A 17,219-nucleotide genomic window follows, 5' to 3' on the forward strand; every position below is an offset into this window, starting at 1 on the left:
AGCCTCGTGGAATCAAATATTTTCCGGATATAGAGAAACAATCGGCCGGGTCTCCGGTCATAACTAACAACGGGTCCCGGCGCTTCCCGCGCCGGATTGTACAGAGAGGCTCAACCCCTATGTCCCACGGGAATCATCAGGATCGTCTGAACGAATCGCTATCGGCACTGATGGATGGCGAGGCCGGTGAACTGGAGCTGCAGCGTCTGCTGAAAGCCAGTGCGGCATCCAAAGAGGTGGGTGAACGCTGGTCCCGCTACCAGTTGGCCGCCAATGTGCTGCGCGGCGAGCGGGTGGTGTCGGTCGACCGCAGTTTGGCGGCGAATATCTCCGCCGCCATCGCACAGGAGGAGCCCCTGTCCCAATCGCACGGTGAGGGGAGCGCGGCGAATGCCCACGCGGCACGGGGCCGCTGGCGGCGCTCTCTGTCCCGCGGTGCAGTAGCCGCAACCGTGGCCCTTGCCGCCATCCTCGGCGTGCAACAGCTTTCCCAACCCCAGCCCGGCGGCGACTTGGTTGCCGGGGCCGAACGCCCCGAACAGCAGCCGGTGCAGTCCCTGCCACAGCCCAGTGGCTTCTATGTTCCGACACCCAATACCCGTGCGGTGAGCACCGCGGCTCCGCGCCTGGTGCCCGACAACCCGGTCGCCGGCCAGGCTCAGCTCCACCAGGCACCCCCTCCCGAGCTGATGCGCCACCTGAACCGGGTGATGATCCAACACTCCGAGCAGGCCGCGCACATGGGCAGCCAGGGCATGGTGCCTTTTGCCCGTGCCACCTACGGCGAACAGAGCGGACAGTAGCGGCGATGCATTCTTTGGGATACATGCGAAAAGCCAACAGCGTGCTGTTGGCTTTGTTGTTACTGGTACCAGTCGCCCGCGCCAGCGAGGAACAGAGGCAACCGGAGGAATCGGAGCAACTGGAGCACTGGCTGGGCAAACTCTCGCGAGCAGTGACCGAATTGGAGTACCGCGGCCTGGTGACTTTCGAACACGCGGGAATGCTGGAGACCCTGCAGGTGGTGCACGCGGTGCGCAACGGCGAACAGATTGAGCGGGTGCGCTACCTGAGCGGTGAACCGCGCGAACTGGTCAGCCGCGGCTTCAGTGCAAACTGCCGGCGCGGGGACAACCCAATGGCGCGGGCCGCACTCTGGAGCAGAGCCGGGCAGGCAGAAGTTCAGAACGCCTATCAATTCTTTCTGCACGGTGAAGAGCGTATCGCCGACCGCGACACAGTGGTGATTGAAGCGCGGCCCCGCGACAAGCACCGTCTTGGTATGGTGGTCAGTCTGGACCGGGAGACGGGCCTGCCGCTGAAGTCCATGCTGGTGGGCGAGCAAGGCCGGGTGCTGGAGCGCTACCAGTTTGTACGGCTGGATCTCTCCCCTCTCCCTGAAAGCGCGCTGAAACCTCAGTCCGCCAGCGCTCGCCGGATCGACAACAGCGGCGCTTGCGCCACGGCGCAGAGCCGCTGGCAACTGCGCTGGATACCCGACGGCTTCAAGTCCGTGGCCACCCACACATTGCCGGATGGAGACATGCTGGTGTTCAGCGATGGCCTCAGCGTCTTCAGCGTCTTCGTGCAGCAGCTGGGCCGGGAGCTGGAGTTCAAGGGACGCGCTATCCGCGGTGCTACCGTAGCTTATATGGATCGCCTCGAAGTGGACGACACCTCCTATACCGTGACCGTGGTGGGCGAGATTCCCGACGACACCGCGCGACTGCTGGCGCGCGCGGTGGTGTCCAAATGATCGAAGAGCGCGGCCGCATCGTGGCCGTTGAGGCGGACGCTGTGTGGGTGGAAACCATCCAGCGCAGCGGCTGCCACGGCTGTGCCGCGAAGCCCGGGTGTGGTACTGGCCTACTGGAGGACTACTGGGCCAGGGCGTCGCGCATTCGTGTGACGCTCAACGGGCGCGACCCGGAGCACATTTCCCTCGATGACTCCGCTGTGATCGGCATTGCCGAAAGGACGCTGGCTGGCGGTGCGTTGCTGGTGTATCTCCTGCCTTTGATTTCGTTATTGCTGGCTGCACTGGCCGGAGAGAGGCTGGCCGGAGAAACCGGTGCCATTGCCGGAGCCGTGCTGGGTTTGATCGCCGGCGCTGTGCTGGTGCGCCTGTACAGTCGCGGCCACGCCGCCGATCCCGCCTTTGCCCCGCAGCTGCTGCATATCGAACCCGCTTCCCGCCACTGACTTCTCTCCTTCACCGCATGGTGGATGCCACTGTCGCTCCATGCGTGGACTCTCTGCTGATTCCTGCTATTTGAGGAACTCAGCGCCAAAATAACTGACGCCATGCTTTTTTTCGGGGCATCTTGCTTGACGGGTGCAACATATTGGTTCAACTTGAATGATAGCGCTACCAACTTATTGCGTCAGATTTATCCCCTGTTGTTTTCCACGCTATTCTCTATGCTTTTTTGTACACAAAGTTCAGAGAATCGGTTGGTGGTAGCGTTACCATATTAACTGACTAATAATATAAATAGGCAAGGTGGCCAAATGAAAATCCTATTCAGATTCATACTGCTGCTGTCCGGTATTCTATCGGCTGCGCAGGCGTTTGCTTCGTTTAGTTGTAGCGTGGTTCCGAATGTCTGGGGCAGCGGCTACCAGTTGGATGTGACGGTGACCAACGATGGCCCGGACACCATCAACGGCTGGACCGTGCAGCTCGACTTCGGCGAGCCGGCCAATGTCACCAGCAGTTGGAACGTCATCGAAAACGGGGGTGACACGGCGACGCCGTCGTTCAGCAACTGCTGTGCCTGGAACGGCAACCTGGCGGCGGGGGAGAGTACCACTTTCGGTTTCCAGGGCATCCACGACGGCAGCTTCGAACTGCCCAGCTGTGCCGGTGATGGCGATCCAGGCGGCAGTTCGTCTTCCAGCTCTTCGAGCAGTTCCAGCAGCTCTTCGAGTTCGAGCAGTTCGTCCGGTTCCGGCGGCAATATGATTGTGGTGCGGGCGCGCGGAACCACTGGCGCGGAGTCCATCACCCTGGCGGTGGGCGGCAGTCCGGTGCAGACCTGGACGCTTTCCACTGCTATGGAGGACTATTCGGCGGCGACGGCTCTGGACGGTGACATCACAGTGGAATTCACCAACGACGACGGCGCCGATCGGGATGTGCAGGTGGATTTCATCCAGGTCAACGGCGATACCCGCCAAGCCGAGAACCAGAGTGTAAATACCGGTGTCTGGGGCAACAACCAGTGCGGCGGCGGTTCGAACAGCGAGTGGCTGCACTGCAACGGCCTCATCAATTTTGGTCCGGTTTCCGGGTCGGGTTCATCGTCATCATCGGGCAGTAGCTCAGGTGGTGGTTTGCCCGACTTCTTCGTTGGCAACATCACCACCTTTGGGCAGGTCCGGTCCGACTTTGTACAGTTCTGGGACCAGATTACGCCTGAAAATGAAGGCAAGTGGGGTTCAGTCGAGGGAACCAGAGATGTCTACAACTGGGCCGGCCTGGACAGGGTGTACAACTATGCCCGGGAACACAACATTCCGTTCAAGCAACACACGATGGTGTGGGGAAACCAAGCCCCGGGCTGGATCAATAATCTGAGCCCCGCGGAGCAGCGGCAGGAAATCGAGGAATGGATTCGCGATTTCTGTGCGCGCTACCCGGATACGGCCATGATTGATGTGGTGAACGAGTCCACGCCGGGGCATGCGCCGGCCGGGTACGCGCAAAGTGCCTTCGGCAACGACTGGATTATCGAGTCGTTCCGATTGACCCGGCAGTACTGTCCGAACGCCACGCTGATCCTGAACGATTACAATGTTCTGAGCTGGAACACCACAGAGTTTATCGAGATGGCGAGGCCCGCTGTCAACGCCGGCGTGGTGGACGCTATCGGTGTGCAGGCACACGGTCTCGAGGGCTGGTCCTTATCGGATCTGGAGAACAACCTGAACCGGGTGGCGGCGCTGGGATTACCGATTTACGTCTCCGAGTACGACGTCGCAGAAACCAACGATCAAAGGCAGCTCCAGATCATGCAGGAACAGTTCCCCATGTTCTACAACCATCCGTCAGTGGCGGGGATCACTCTGTGGGGTTACGTGGTCAACGGAACCTGGGTCACCGGCAGTGGCCTTATTCATGAAAATGGGACTCCGCGTCCGGCCATGACCTGGCTGATGGATTTCCTGAATAGATAAATTTTTTATCGGAACGCAGGTGGAATTCCACCACCGATAGATAAAAATTGCCTCTCAAAAAGAAGCGGCGCCCGTATAAAAAAGGGCGCTGCTTTTTGCCGCGCAATGGACTCTGCTGTTTTTCTCGATAAGAAGGATTGCGCTGCCCACCGCGAACTCCGTGCCAGGATGCGGAATTCCTCCCACCGCTGACTCCCTCTCCTAAACTGTTATTTCCAGGGAATTTGGAGATGAGCCTATGCGCGCCCGCTGCTACGCGGAGAGTTGGCCCCTGCGCACGGCATTCGTGATTTCCCGCGGCGCGCGTACCGAGGCCCGGGTGGTCGTGGTGGAAGTGACCGGGGAGGGAGTGACCGGCGTCGGCGAGTGCACTCCCTACGCACGCTATGGCGAGATCGTCGACTCGGTGATTGCCGAAATAGAGCAAGTGCTGCCGGAAGTATCCGCAGGGCTGGACCGCCATCAACTGCAATCCCGCATGCCCGCCGGTGCCGCTCGCAACGCGCTGGACTGCGCGCTTGCGGACTGGGAGACAAAGCGCAATGGCGCCGAGCATCCCGGACCCGATTCCCTGCCCACGGTGCAGACCCTGGTGATCGACACCCCCGCGGCCATGGCCGCGGCGGCGGGAACGGCCGTGGGGCAGGGCGCCGGTATTTTGAAACTGAAACTGGACGACCGCCAAGTGCTGGAGCGGGTTGCGGCGGTGCGCGGCGCCGCGCCGCGCGCGCAGCTGGTGATCGACGCCAATGAGGCCTGGCGGGCGGAAGCCCTGGAGGAGCGCTGCCAGCAGCTGAAGGGCCTGGGAGTGACCATGCTGGAACAGCCCCTGCCCGCGGACGACGACGCCTTTCTTGCCAGTTTCCCCCACCCCTTGCCGATCTGTGCCGACGAAAGCTGCCATACCCGCGCCGATCTGCCGCGTCTGCGCGGCCGCTACGAGATGGTCAACATCAAATTGGACAAGACCGGTGGTATCACAGAGGCACTGGCCCTGGCGGAAGAGGCCCGGCGTCAGGGCTTCCAACTGATGCTCGGGTGCATGCTATGCACCTCGCGGGCCATTCGCGCGGCCTGGCCGCTGGGGGAGAAGGTGCGCTTCCTCGACCTGGACGGCCCCACCTGGCTGGCAAAAGATGTACAACCACCGTTGCGCTTTGCCGGTGGCCGGGTTTACTGGGTTTGACTTCCATCGCATCAGCTGAGGAGCGGATGTCCTTCCCGTTGATGACATTGGTGGTCAATCAGTCCTTCTGAGAAATCTCTTATTTCCCAAAAGATGGCGCGCTAATAGACCTTTGTAAGGCGGGTTTGATTGCGGATTTAATCAAATGATTATATGTTCGCTTAATCATTTGATTAAGAGGTTGAACAATGAATGACTGCAGACCCCTTTGCGGCCACTTCTCACTTGTGAGGCCAAGGGTGTTGGCACTGGCGAGTGCCATATTTCTGTTGAGCGCCTGCTCCCGCTCCGCCGAGGAAACCGCGGCCGCGCCGCCCCTGCGGGTGGTGGACACGGCGCTGGTACAGAGTGTCAGCGTGGAGCAGGTGGTGACCCTGTCCGGGCGCGTGCGGGCGGCCGAGCAGTCGGCCCTGAGCTTTGAGGTGAATGGCGAGATCGAGCACCTGTCGGTGGATGTGGGGGATCCGGTCGAGGCAGGCCAGGTTCTGGCGCAACTGGACGACACCCGCTATCAGTTGGCCCACGCGCTGACGGTTTCCAACGAGGCCGAGGCCCTCGCCACTTTCCGCGAACGCAAGTTGGACCATGAGCGCCAGCGCCAGCTGAAGGACCGGGGAGTGGTGAGCCAGGCGAGGCTGGACAGCGCCAAGGCCGCGATGGACACGGCCGGCTCCCGGTACGAATCGGCCAGGGTATCCCGCAGGATGGCGGAGCGCGACCTCCGGCTGACCAAATTGAAGTCGCCGTTTGCCGGCTCGGTCAGCCGGCGGCATGTAGAACCCTCCGAGCGGGTCAATTCCAACCAGGTCGTCCTCGAAGTGATCTCCGATCGCCAGGGGTTCGAGATAAAGACCAGTGTGCCGGAGAACCTGATCGGTAAGCTGGATGCGCAAGTGTCCCAATCTATTGCTCTCCCGGCGGTGGGAGCAGTCGGCATACCCGCCCGTGTTCGACATATCGGCACCCAGCCGGAGTCATCCAACAATTACCCGGTGGTGCTGGTAGTGGAACAACCGGTGGGGGGAATCCGATCCGGTATGACTGCTGAGGTCCGTCTCGCGTTCACCGATCGGTCCGCAGCGGGTGCCGTCAACGCCGGGCAGTTGGCCGTTCCATTGACGGCACTGGTCTACGGGGCCGACGAGAGTGCCCATGTGTTGCGGGTATCCAAGGAGAGACAGCTGGAGCGCGTAGAGGTGCGGATTGTTTCACTAGGGGAACAGCGGGCGACGGTCACGGGAGAACTTTCCGTCGGCGATCGCGTGGTTGCCCGGGGAGTGGAGTTTGTTTCTGCCGGAGATCTTGTGGCGGTGCTGGGGCTGGGCCCCGAGCGCTTTAACTGAGAGGGCGGCGATGAATATATCCCAACTGGCCTACCGTTACCGCCCGGTGGTTTTCCTCGCCACTGCGGTGGCAGTCGTCTACGGCGCTTTCAGCTATTTCTCCCTCCCGGCGCGAGAGGATCCGAAAATCACCATCCGTGAAGCCGTGATCAGCACCAGCTTTCCAGGTCTGCCCGCGGAGGAGGTGGAGGAGAAAATCACCAAGCCGATTGAAGAGCATGTACGTGCCCTGGGTGAGGTGGAAAACATTCGTTCTACCTCCATCCGGGGGCGTTCGCTGATCCATGTGGAGATCCACGACCGCTACTTCAATCTCGATCAGATCTGGGACGAGGTGCGCGAGCAGATTGATGCCGCCAGGGCAGAACTGCCGGAGGGAACTGGAACTCCCGTGTTGAACGACGATTTCGGGGATGTGGCCGTGGTGACTGCAGCCCTCACTGCCAAACATTTTTCCCAGGCCGAGCAAGTGGAAATGGCGGAGCACATCCGCGCGCGTCTTTATGCCATAGAGGGCACCCGGCGCGTGCAGTTGCTGGGTGTTCAGCCTCAACGGATTTTCGTTGACCTGCCGGAAGCCCGGATGGCCGAGTTGGGTCTCTCCCCGCTGAGATTGGCCTCCCAGTTGCAGCAGCGCAATATATTGCCGCCGGCGGGTGTCATCGAGGCGGGGGAGCAGCGTTTCGCCCTGCAGGTATCCGGAGAGTACCGGAGCCTGGAAATGTTGAAACTGGCTGAGATCCAGCTTCCCGCCGGCCGCGGCACTGTCCGCCTGAGCGATTTGGGGCGAATAGAGCGAGGACACCAAGAGCCCGTAGAGCAGACGGCTTACTTCAACGGGCGGCGGGCGATCGTGTTCGCGATCTCGATGCTGGATGGCTACAGCGTCCTGGACTACGGGAATGCGGTTGCGGAGGCCTTGAAAGAAATCCGAACCACACTGCCGGCGGGCTACCAACTGGATATCATGACCCTCCAGGCGGAACAGGTGGCAAACGCCGTCTACGGGGTCAGTGCCAATGTAATTCAGACGCTTGTCATTGTATTGGCCGTCGTGATTCTGTTTCTCGGAGTGCGCACCGGACTTATCGTCGGTTCCATTATCCCCATCGTGATGTTGATAACCCTGGCGGTAATGGGATTTGCTGGCCTGACTTTGGAGAGAATGAGCCTTGCGACGTTGATCATTGCCCTGGGACTGCTCGTCGACAATGCCATCGTGATCGCCGAAGATTTCAAAACCCGGCTGGAAGGGGGCGCTTCCCGCGACGAGGCCCTGCGGCAGACAGGCGGCGAGCTGGCCGTTCCCCTACTTTCCTCGACACTCACCACCATTCTGGTATTCCTCCCGCTGATGCTGGCGGAGCATGTGGCTGGAGAGTACACCCGATCCATATCCGTTGTTATTGCCATCACCCTGCTGGCCTCCTGGCTTTTGTCCCTGTCGGTTACGCCGGCACTCTGCCATCGATTTCTGAAGGCTTCTGCTGCCGAAAATAACCTTTCTGATCGCCTGTTCCGGTGGATGGCGGGCCGCTACGAACGGCTGCTTCGCCGGGTAATGCACCGGCGCATGGCCTTCCTGATTTTTATGGGGGTTATGTTGATAAGTTGTGTCGGTCTGATGAAGATGGTTCCGAAGAAATTCTTTCCTGATTCGGACCGCAGCCAAGTGTTGATGTATATCGATTTGCCTTCCGATATAGCTGCCACAGAGGCGGATAGGAAAGTGCAGGCAATCAGCGCCCGGCTGCGCGGCGATGCTGATCTGGCATCGGAGATCGTCAGTATCGCCGCCTACGCGGGATTTGGTGGACCGCGGTTTGTGCTGTCGCTGACACCGATGGACCCGGCCCCCAACAAAGGGTTCATGGTGCTAAACATCCGCGATCGCACGCGCATGGGGCAGGTGATTCAGGGGGTGAGCGCCATTCTTGCACAGGAGTTTCCCGAGGTATCGGCCCAGGTCACCAGGATGTTTCTCGGCCCCTCCGACAGTACCGTACTGGAGGTGCAGGTGAAAGGGCCGGATCGTGAAGTGATCTTCTCCACTGCCCGGGAAATCGAGACCATCTTTCGCAGTGTGCCAGGAGCATTGGACGTAAAACAGAGCTGGGAAGCGCGAATCCCCTCGCTGATGATCGAAGTAGATCAGGCGCAGGCTCGCATTGTGGGCATTACCTCCGGGGACATAGCCCGCTCGCTGAAAGGTGTTATCAACGGCTATCAGTTGAGCGAGTACCGCGAAGGAGACCGTATTATTCCCATTGTACTGCGCTACGCGGGTGAGGAACGCACAAGCCTGCAACGTTTGAAGTCGCTCACGGTTTATCCGTCGGGCGGCTCGGGGGAGGGGATTCCCCTCAATCAGGTGGCCAGAGTCAAACTGAGTAGCGGTTATTACCGGGTGGACAGGGAAAACCTGGTGCGCAGTATCACTGTTCAGGGGCGTAACCAGTATATGACCGCGGAAGACATGCAGCCTAGAGTAGAGGAAAATCTGGCTCACCTGCAGGAATCCCTGCCTCCAGGCCACTGGATTGAATTCGACGGCGTGGTGGTCGAGTCAGCGGAGGGGAGGGCCGCACTGCAGGCAAACCTGCCACTCTGCCTGGGTCTGATTTTTATTCTCCTGGTAGGGCAATTCAACTCCTTCAAACGCCCCATGCTGATTGTGGCCACTATTCCCCTGGTGATCGTAGGGGTGGCTTTGGGGTTGCTGTGCATGCGGGCCAACTTTGGTTTTATGGTATTGCTGGGGATTTACAGTCTTGCCGGAATCATTATCAACAACGCAATTGTGCTGATTGACAGAATCGATATCGACCGGAAGGACCCTTCACTTACCATGTCCGAAGCAATAGTGCGAGCGTCGGTCCGCCGTCTTCGGCCAATTGTGATGTCCACGGTGACCACTGTCCTCGGGTTTCTGCCCCTGATCATCGGCCGGGATCCGCTGTTTTACGGTATGGCCAGTGGCATGGCTTTCGGGCTTATGGTAGGAACGGTGATGAGCTTGGGAGTGGTTCCGGTGCTCTACAGCTACTTTATCGGGGAATCCGTCCGGGAGAACGACTCGGCATTTCTCCCGGCAGCTATGCCAAACAGTACGGGTGAGTGAGTGATTGAATGAATATAAGAGAATACTTGGCGGACGAAACGGCAGGAAAACTGATATCCGCGGGAATGCGATTGTTTGGAGAGTATGGGTTCAAGGGAACTACCACCCGGATGATTGCCAGGGAGGCGGAATCGAATATTGGGTCCATAGCTTATTATTTTGGAAACAAGCGAAGCTTTTACTTGGCAATTGTAAGTCATATCGCCGAACGCATGCGGGAACGGTTCAGGTTGGACATGATATCCCAGAAAGAGAGTCATATGGTCGGCCTGACAGCCGAGGACGCCCACGTCATTCTGAAGGGCATGGTGCGCAATATGATTCAAACCTTTGTTGTGGATGATGAAGCAAGTTGCTGGCTGTTACTGGTAATGAGGGAACAGGCCAATCCCACGGAGGCATTCGATATCCTCTACAACGAAGTGTTCGATAGTGTGTACAGAATCCTCAGTCGCCTCATAGCCGTTCTTGCCGGACTGGAGCACGACCATATCCGCGCTACCCTGGAAGCCCACACATTAATTGGGCAGGTGGTGTTTTTTCTTGTTGGGCGGAGCTCTATTGTACGCCGGTTGGGGGGGAAAGATGGTTACAGCCAGGAAGTGATAGAGATTATTGAAGAGACCATCCTTTCTCATGTTAACTTCTTCACGAGGGAAAATTTCGCTTCGGAATATACAAGTTTAAAATGAACAAAAATTATTTTTCTAGTGAAGGAGGGGTGAATATGAATAGGTATTGATTGTTGAAATATCGCGTGATTGTTAATGATGCGCACGGCGCACCTCGCTATGAAAGCCCGCGGGGCAGAGGGGGATAACTTACTCTGTTATCGCACGAATATAAAAACAAACGGCTGAGAGGTTGTTCAATATTAAGGAAATTTCTAGTTGTTATTATGGAGAGTGAAATGGACGTAGGCTATATTCAGGATTGTAAACAACATAGAAAATACATGCCGGGGAAAATTCTTTCCTCGTATATAAACTGCTATCAAGTAATATCTGGAAAATTTGAACGCCCCAGAATTGTAGATCTCTATCCGGATGGGGGGTTGGAATTGTTATAAATCTTGGAGGTTCCATAACGCTGGATGACAAGATATTCGGAAAGGGTGTCTATTTTGATGGAGCAAACTCGAAGAATGTAACACTTCGTTTAAGCGGGGAAGTGAATTTAATAAGAATACGCTTCAATCCAGGTATGTTTTGTTTGTTCTTTAAAGCTGACCTGGGAAGATTGCATAATACATTTAACAATCTTTATTCAATTAGCTGTATCCTTCCAAGGAACTTCTTCAGATTCCTTGAGTTATGTGCTTCGGATGAGCAGAAGATAACCTCTGTTGAAACATGGCTCACATACAACCTGTCTGATCCGGATGGTAACATGTCCCTTGTACTTGGTATTCTCAAGCATATCTCATCCAATCATTACGATGTCCGATTGCAGGATCTGGCTGAGGAGGTTGGTATTGAAGTGAGAAAACTCCAGAGGTTGTTCAAGAAGCAAGTGGGTATGAGTCCGAAGAGACTGATGAAACTGCTGCGTGCAGACTTCGCCAGAAGAATGCTGGATAGCTATAGCTCCCTGAGTTGCCTCGATATAACCTATCGCTGTGGCTACTATGATCAGGCCCACTTCAATCGGGAGTTTAAGGATATCTATCACATTACTCCCAATGAATATCGAAAGCGGTTGTTTTCTGAAAGAGGCGAGTGTATAGCCTGACGCCAGGCAGCTCTGGCCTTTCTTTATATATTGGATTTGTCAGCCGCCTGAAATATGGCGGCTTTTTTGTTGTTTCACTTCCTGTCTATTAATGGATGGGCCTGGTTTATTTTTTTGTGTTGCAGCGGTATTGATCTGGTTGTTCGTTGCGAAAATGCATCAACAATGTGCGGTCATATAATAATTTGGATTATTTTGTATGCGAAAGGTGCATTTTCTAAATTACTTAGAATGATGGAAATAATATGCACAGTTTTAGGGCTATTTAATAAAAAGTTAACTTTATATGCACAATTCTGACTCATATATAGAATGCTTGGAAAGGTATTGTCAGAAAATATTTAATTTCCTGAATTCATGAAAATTGGTGTCGCAATTTTACTATTTTCTAAGCTTTTGCATGGTCTAACCTGAGTCAAGATTTTGCAGATAGCTCATATCGGAATAACCGTAATACCACCAATATCCACGAGGCTCAGATATGTCAGTTTCACAGAAAATTCTGGACAACATCAGTGCACCGGGGTGCGGGAAAATAATCAGCCCGCTTCAGCTTAGGACTATGTACCCGCCCGGAAGAGAAGCAGAAAGACTGATTGTCAGATCGAGAGAGGCTGTCAGTCGTATCATCCAAAAAAAGGATCCGAGGCTTCTGGTCATAGCCGGCCCCTGTTCGATTCATGACCCCAAGGCCGCGCAGGAATATGCCTGTCGTCTTAAAGAGCTGCACGAGAAGTACAAGGATAATCTCTTTATCCTGATGCGAACCTACTTTGAAAAGCCGCGCACTTCATTGGGCTGGAAAGGTTATATCAACGACCCGGACCTCAACAACTCTTTCGAGATCGAAAAAGGTCTGTGCAGAGCCAGGGAGTTGCTGCTGTTTATGGCCGACCTCGAGCTTCCCTGTGCAACCGAGGCGCTGGACCCCGTAATTCCTCAGTATCTGGGAGATTTGGTCAGTTGGGTCGCCATCGGCGCTCGCACTACGGAGTCCCAGGTTCACCGGGAAATGGCCAGTGATCTTCCCATGCCCGTGGGGTTCAAAAATGGTACAGACGGCAATGTACAGATAGCCGCCAATGCCATGAAGTCGGCCGCCAATTCCCATCGATTCCTGAAAATAGGCGAAGACGGCTATATCACAGTCGCCAGAAGTGCCGGAAACGCCGATACCCACCTGATACTGCGCGGCGGAAAGCAGCCAAATTACGGCGGGGATTGTGTCTATGAGGCAGACAGAACTCTCGCGGATATCGGGGTAAATCGCAGTATTGTAGTGGATTGCAGTCATGGAAATGCCAGAGGGGATCATAAACGGCAGTTGCACGTGGCAGGAGAGATTGGGCTACAGATTCGGGAGGGGTCGAGATCAGTGGTTGGAATCATGCTGGAGAGCCATTTGAATGAAGGGCGACAGTCTATGGATCACGCACAAGACGGAGGACTTAAATACGGTGTTTCCATTACAGACCCCTGTATTGGATGGGGGGATACCCATACAGCTATCCACAGCTTGAGTAGGGATATTTCTGTGGCTATTGACTCCAGGTTTTCGCCAAAATCCCTGGCAGAAGTTGTATGAAAAATTGCATAGAAGAATACTTTAAAAACTGTCGTAATTTTACAATCCGGATATTTGAAGTCTGATTTAGTATTTGATGATTAATGAATTGATTAAATTTTTAAGACTTGAAGTAGATTGATTCGGGCGTTAGTCCAGGAAAAATTTATTGTTATTTTATTTTAGGAGCGGATCATGAAGAAGTGCGTGGCGGTAATCGGCGCTGGCTTGTCCGGTATTTCAGCTATCAAACAGTTGACAGATGAAGGTCATGATGTTGTTTGTTTTGAGCGCCTGGATAATCTCGGGGGGGTGTTTTCAAGAAATGAGATATATGACGACCTTCATCTCACAATATCCAACTATTTCATGGCCTATTCAGATTATATTCCGGTAAATGAGCGTCTGAAATTCTGGTCCAAGGCTGAGTATCGTGAATACCTTAGGTCCTATGTGGACAAGTTCAACATCGCAGAAAAAATAAGGTACAGTTCAGAAGTAATATCGGTTAGAAGATCTGTAGACAGTGCGCTTTGGGAGGTGGAGATTTCTCGCGGAGGGCAGGTAGAAAGGTTGGAGTTTGATGCGGTAATAGTCTGTTCCGGCCACTTTCAGAGCCCGAAGATACCCGAAGTGGAAGGTTTGGAAAACTTTAAGGGTGAAGTCATTCATTCCAAGTATTACCGAGATAAAAGTCTCTATGAGGGAAAGAGAGTGCTTTGTGTCGGTCTGGGAGAAAGTTCCGCTGATATAACCTCGGAGATATCCACTGTTGCAAAGAGGTGTGTTCTCTCCCTTCGCCGCTATCATGCGGTTGCCCCACGATATATGGCTTTTCAGGAAGATACCTATTTTACAATAGATACTTCCTGGCTAACCTCTCGAATTGTAAATCGTCTTCCACACCGATTTCATGCCGGCATCACTAAGGGGATTTTCAAGCGATATGTCAATAGTCGGAATCCGGATCTTAGGATTCGTGGTCAATGGCTGATGAAATCTGGTCCGTCTTTTCACCAGGCGGTTACGAAAAACGAACGGCTGTTCAAGCCTATTGCCGATGGTAAGGTGATTCCCAATATCGGCGGCATAAAGCAGTTCGACGAAACGGGAGTGATCTTCAAGGACGGAACTCGCGAGGAAATCGATGCAGTTGTGTTCTGCACTGGTTACAAACTGGAATTTTCTTTCCTGGATAAGGAGGTTTCCGATACCAGGGATCTCTTCAAGCAGATGTTCATCCCCGAAGTTGGGGAGTCATTGGCGTTTGTCGGTTTCGCTCGTCCCCAGCAAGGCGGAGTGCCTGTGATTGCGGAAATGCAATCCCGCTATCTGGCCCAATTGTATAGCGGAAAGGCCCAGCTGCCTTCAATAGGGGAGCAGCGGCAAGTCATCCGGGAGGATGCTGCACACTGGCGGAATGAATACCGAATCACGCCAAAAGTGGCCTCTCTGGTGAACTATTGCCACTATATGGACTCTCTCGCGGAACTGGTGGGCTGTATGCCCAGGATTCCCTCTCTCCGGGAGGACCTAAAGCTCAGGGTCAAGCTCCTCCACGGCCCGCAGTTCGCCGCCCAGTACCGCTTGTCCGGACCTCATAGTATGCCCGAAGAAGCCAGAAAGTTTCTGCTGGAATTCCCGAATATCAGCTCCTGGCGACGCATCGCCTATCTGGAGGCAAGCGCATTTCTCTGCAAGGTGATACCTCGTATACCTCAGTTTCGTATCAGGGCTATGCAAAGTAGCAGGGCCGAGCCAGCTCTATAGCTGAGGGCGGTTTCACAATGTCGCGAGATATGATTGCGGCGGTCGCCAAGGAGTTGGTGCTGTACGTTAGTACACGAGAACGGCGGGTGCCACAGAATGCTGCTTGGGCCTGTCTCCTGTTAAAGATCTTTTTTCTGAGGGTTTGTCATGATCAGATTGTCCGATAGTACTTTCCGGCGGGAAGAGGGTTGTGCGGGAAGAAGTCTGGAGCTCAGTACGTTTCAGCGTATCCTGCTTAGTTCAGATGGAACCATGACCAACCTACTGGAAGAGATATCGAGGGAAAGTCTATGTGCACAGAAGATTTTCGAGGAAGTTGGTGCGACGGCTTTCGATATTCCAGAGCTGGAACTGTTATCCGGGCAGCTTCTGTGGCGACGTACGGTAACTCTGCAGGGAAAGCTATCCGGTATCAACTATCTCTATGCGGAATCGCTCATCGCCCCGGAGAATCTGGATGGAAAATTTTCGGATATGCTGCTCAAAACCAAGGCTCCCATTGGGAAAATGTGGGATCTTTTCCAGGTGGAAACTTACAAAAGTCTTGTTGAGTGGGGTGAGGAATGTTCCGGTAATACGGGGAAGTACTTTTCCATCAGTGAAAATGAAGCACTTTTATACCGGACGTACCGGGTTTTTTCCCGCGGCAAGCCGGTGATGAGAATAACGGAAAAATTTCCCAGAAATTGGTTCCGTAATATCCGGTTTTCTCCCAAGGATCTCTTTGGGGAAAAGCTCTCGGCGATCAATTGAAAATTGTACAGGAGCATTGAAAATGTATCTCGAACCGAGAGAGGAGGCTGCCTTTGACAGCGCCTTTGATGGAAGGTCGATAGGTGGGCTGTACTCACAGCCGCCGGGCCCGTCCAGAATGTCGATTAACAATGTACTTCCCTTTGTCAATGGAAAGATGCATGTAAAGCTCAGCGAGCTATCTGGTAAATATGGAGATGTTTTCCAGTTAACTGTAGCTGGAAAGAAAATAGTAGTACTGAATAATCTGGGAGTCGTTTGGGACGCACTGGTGGACCAAGATGGAAAATTCAGTGACCGCGCGGACTTCGATATTCTCAGAGAGGCTCCACAGCGCCATTTCCTGGAGCTGAAAAGTGGAGACTCATGGAGGCGGCATCGGGACCTGTTTGTCGGGGCCATGCAGGAATATTTTGCAGGCAGGTGGGGAGAGATGGAGTCCTGGCTTCATCAGGAGGCCGACCATCTGTCCGAAACCATTTCCAGGCACGAAGGTGCTTTCGATCCGAACCGCTGCATTTCCCTCGCCAATCTCAGCTTCATCCAGAGGATAATTTTTGGCCGGAGCTGTACCCGGGAAGACGAGCGGTCCTTCAATGAAAATGGTCTGACCTTCCTTCCCAACGGATTTATGAACGCCGTGAGGCTCGGCTTGTTGCCCAGGGCATGGAGGTTGTTCTTTTATCTGAGCAGAAAGCACTCTTTGGATAATTTCAAGGAGGGGATAACCGGACTGAGTGCGTATATAGCCAGGAATGTCGATGACCACAAGAAGTCGTTTGACGAGTGCAATCCGCGTGACATGTGCGATTACCTGTTGCGGGGGGTGCGACAGGTTCCCCTTGTGGAACGCGATAAATTCCAGGTTCATGAGCAGGACGTTGTCAACGGCTCTCTCACTCAGTTTGCTGGGGCGGGCACCGGAGTTCCAACTTTCGCACTGCGTTGGGCGCTGCTCTACCTGATTCGTTACCCCGAGGTGCAGGAGACTCTGCAACAAGAGCTGGATGCGGTGGTCGATGGTGTCCCGAAGATGTCGGATCGGAGCAGGTTGCCCCATATGCAGGCGTTTATAAACGAGTTGTTGCGGCATACTTCAATCAGTCCTATGGCGGCGGTCTACTATGCGACAACGGGTGATGCCATGATCGGCAATTATATCGTAGAGAAAAACACCCCAGTAATCGTGAACTATTACAGCGTTACCCGTGACCCTTCGGTATGGGATGAACCGGAAAGGTTCCATCCGGAAAGGTTTCTTGACGAGCAAGGAAAGCTGCGCAAGGATCTGCAGAACAAGTTCTTTCCCTTTGGGCTGGGAGCCAGACGGTGTATCGGCGAGCACCTGGGGCGCATGCAGATATTCCTGCTTTGTGCGCACTTGGTTTATCGGTTCAGGTTTTCCGCAGCGCCCGGTGAAAAAAGAGCACATAAAATTATACCGGGTGTGTTTCTGGTTCCGGAGAGCTATCGAATGGTGGCGACACCAAGGATTTAACGGGAAGCAAATGGAATGAACACTTCAAATGTGAATATTGCTCCTCTGTCTACACAGGGCGGTTGTTCCGGTTC

General features: G+C 54.6%; 12 protein-coding genes and 3 pseudogenes. All 15 read left to right on the top strand.

Translation table 11 applies throughout. The features are described 5' to 3' along the window. Positions 1–119 precede the first annotated feature (119 nt). The 15 genes and pseudogenes from PP263_RS03065 to PP263_RS03125 all read left to right on the top strand — a co-directional run bounded on the left by PP263_RS03065 (position 120) and on the right by PP263_RS03125 (position 17,145). Entirely contained in the window at positions 120–803 is a 684-nt protein-coding gene (locus PP263_RS03065) for a sigma-E factor negative regulatory protein (protein ID WP_308366902.1), read from the top strand. A 23-nt stretch (positions 804–826) separates the two neighbouring features. Continuing rightward, the gene (locus PP263_RS03070; protein WP_308366903.1) at positions 827–1,756 is read left to right on the top strand and encodes a MucB/RseB C-terminal domain-containing protein; all 930 of its coding nucleotides are present in this window, start codon (positions 827–829) and stop codon (positions 1,754–1,756) included. Continuing rightward, a complete protein-coding gene (locus PP263_RS03075) occupies positions 1,753–2,202 on the top strand; it encodes a SoxR reducing system RseC family protein (RefSeq protein ID WP_308366905.1) in 450 nt (149 codons plus the stop codon). Before PP263_RS03070 ends, PP263_RS03075 begins: the two co-directional genes overlap by 4 nt. Positions 2,203–2,511: 309 nt before the next feature. After that, positions 2,512–2,796: pseudogene (locus PP263_RS22645) on the top strand (cellulose binding domain-containing protein); the annotation flags it as partial. 72 nt (positions 2,797–2,868) lie between these two features. Next, a pseudogene (locus tag PP263_RS03080) lies at positions 2,869–4,179 on the top strand (endo-1,4-beta-xylanase); the annotation flags it as partial. Between the two features lie 238 nt (positions 4,180–4,417). Next, a complete protein-coding gene (gene ycjG / locus PP263_RS03085; RefSeq protein ID WP_308366907.1) occupies positions 4,418–5,365 on the top strand; it encodes an L-Ala-D/L-Glu epimerase in 948 nt (315 codons plus the stop codon). 188 nt (positions 5,366–5,553) lie between these two features. Further along, positions 5,554–6,708 carry an efflux RND transporter periplasmic adaptor subunit gene (locus tag PP263_RS03090; protein ID WP_308366908.1) on the top strand — a complete coding sequence of 385 codons (1,155 nt, stop codon included), beginning with the start codon at positions 5,554–5,556 and terminating at the stop codon, positions 6,706–6,708. Between the two features lie 10 nt (positions 6,709–6,718). Continuing rightward, a complete protein-coding gene (locus PP263_RS03095) occupies positions 6,719–9,829 on the top strand; it encodes an efflux RND transporter permease subunit (protein WP_308366909.1) in 3,111 nt (1,036 codons plus the stop codon). A gap of 8 nt (positions 9,830–9,837) precedes the next feature. Beyond that, complete coding sequence (locus PP263_RS03100) at positions 9,838–10,521, top strand: CerR family C-terminal domain-containing protein (RefSeq protein WP_308366910.1); 684 nt, start codon at positions 9,838–9,840, stop codon at positions 10,519–10,521. A gap of 367 nt (positions 10,522–10,888) precedes the next feature. Beyond that, positions 10,889–11,068 (top strand): annotated as a pseudogene (locus PP263_RS22650) (hypothetical protein); the annotation flags it as partial. 150 nt (positions 11,069–11,218) lie between these two features. After that, the gene (locus PP263_RS03105; protein ID WP_308366911.1) at positions 11,219–11,560 is read left to right on the top strand and encodes a helix-turn-helix domain-containing protein; all 342 of its coding nucleotides are present in this window, start codon (positions 11,219–11,221) and stop codon (positions 11,558–11,560) included. Positions 11,561–12,041: 481 nt separating this feature from the next. Further along, a complete protein-coding gene (locus tag PP263_RS03110; protein WP_308366912.1) occupies positions 12,042–13,145 on the top strand; it encodes a 3-deoxy-7-phosphoheptulonate synthase in 1,104 nt (367 codons plus the stop codon). Between the two features lie 174 nt (positions 13,146–13,319). Beyond that, positions 13,320–14,894, top strand: coding sequence for an NAD(P)-binding domain-containing protein (locus PP263_RS03115; protein ID WP_308366913.1), 1,575 nt, complete (start codon positions 13,320–13,322; stop codon positions 14,892–14,894). Between the two features lie 147 nt (positions 14,895–15,041). Then, positions 15,042–15,647 carry a chorismate pyruvate-lyase family protein gene (locus PP263_RS03120; RefSeq protein WP_308366914.1) on the top strand — a complete coding sequence of 202 codons (606 nt, stop codon included), beginning with the start codon at positions 15,042–15,044 and terminating at the stop codon, positions 15,645–15,647. Between the two features lie 22 nt (positions 15,648–15,669). Then, a complete protein-coding gene (locus PP263_RS03125; RefSeq protein ID WP_308366915.1) occupies positions 15,670–17,145 on the top strand; it encodes a cytochrome P450 in 1,476 nt (491 codons plus the stop codon). Positions 17,146–17,219 lie beyond the last annotated feature (74 nt).

The sequence above is a fragment of the Microbulbifer sp. TB1203 genome, assembly GCF_030997045.1.
GTDB lineage: Bacteria > Pseudomonadota > Gammaproteobacteria > Pseudomonadales > Cellvibrionaceae > Microbulbifer.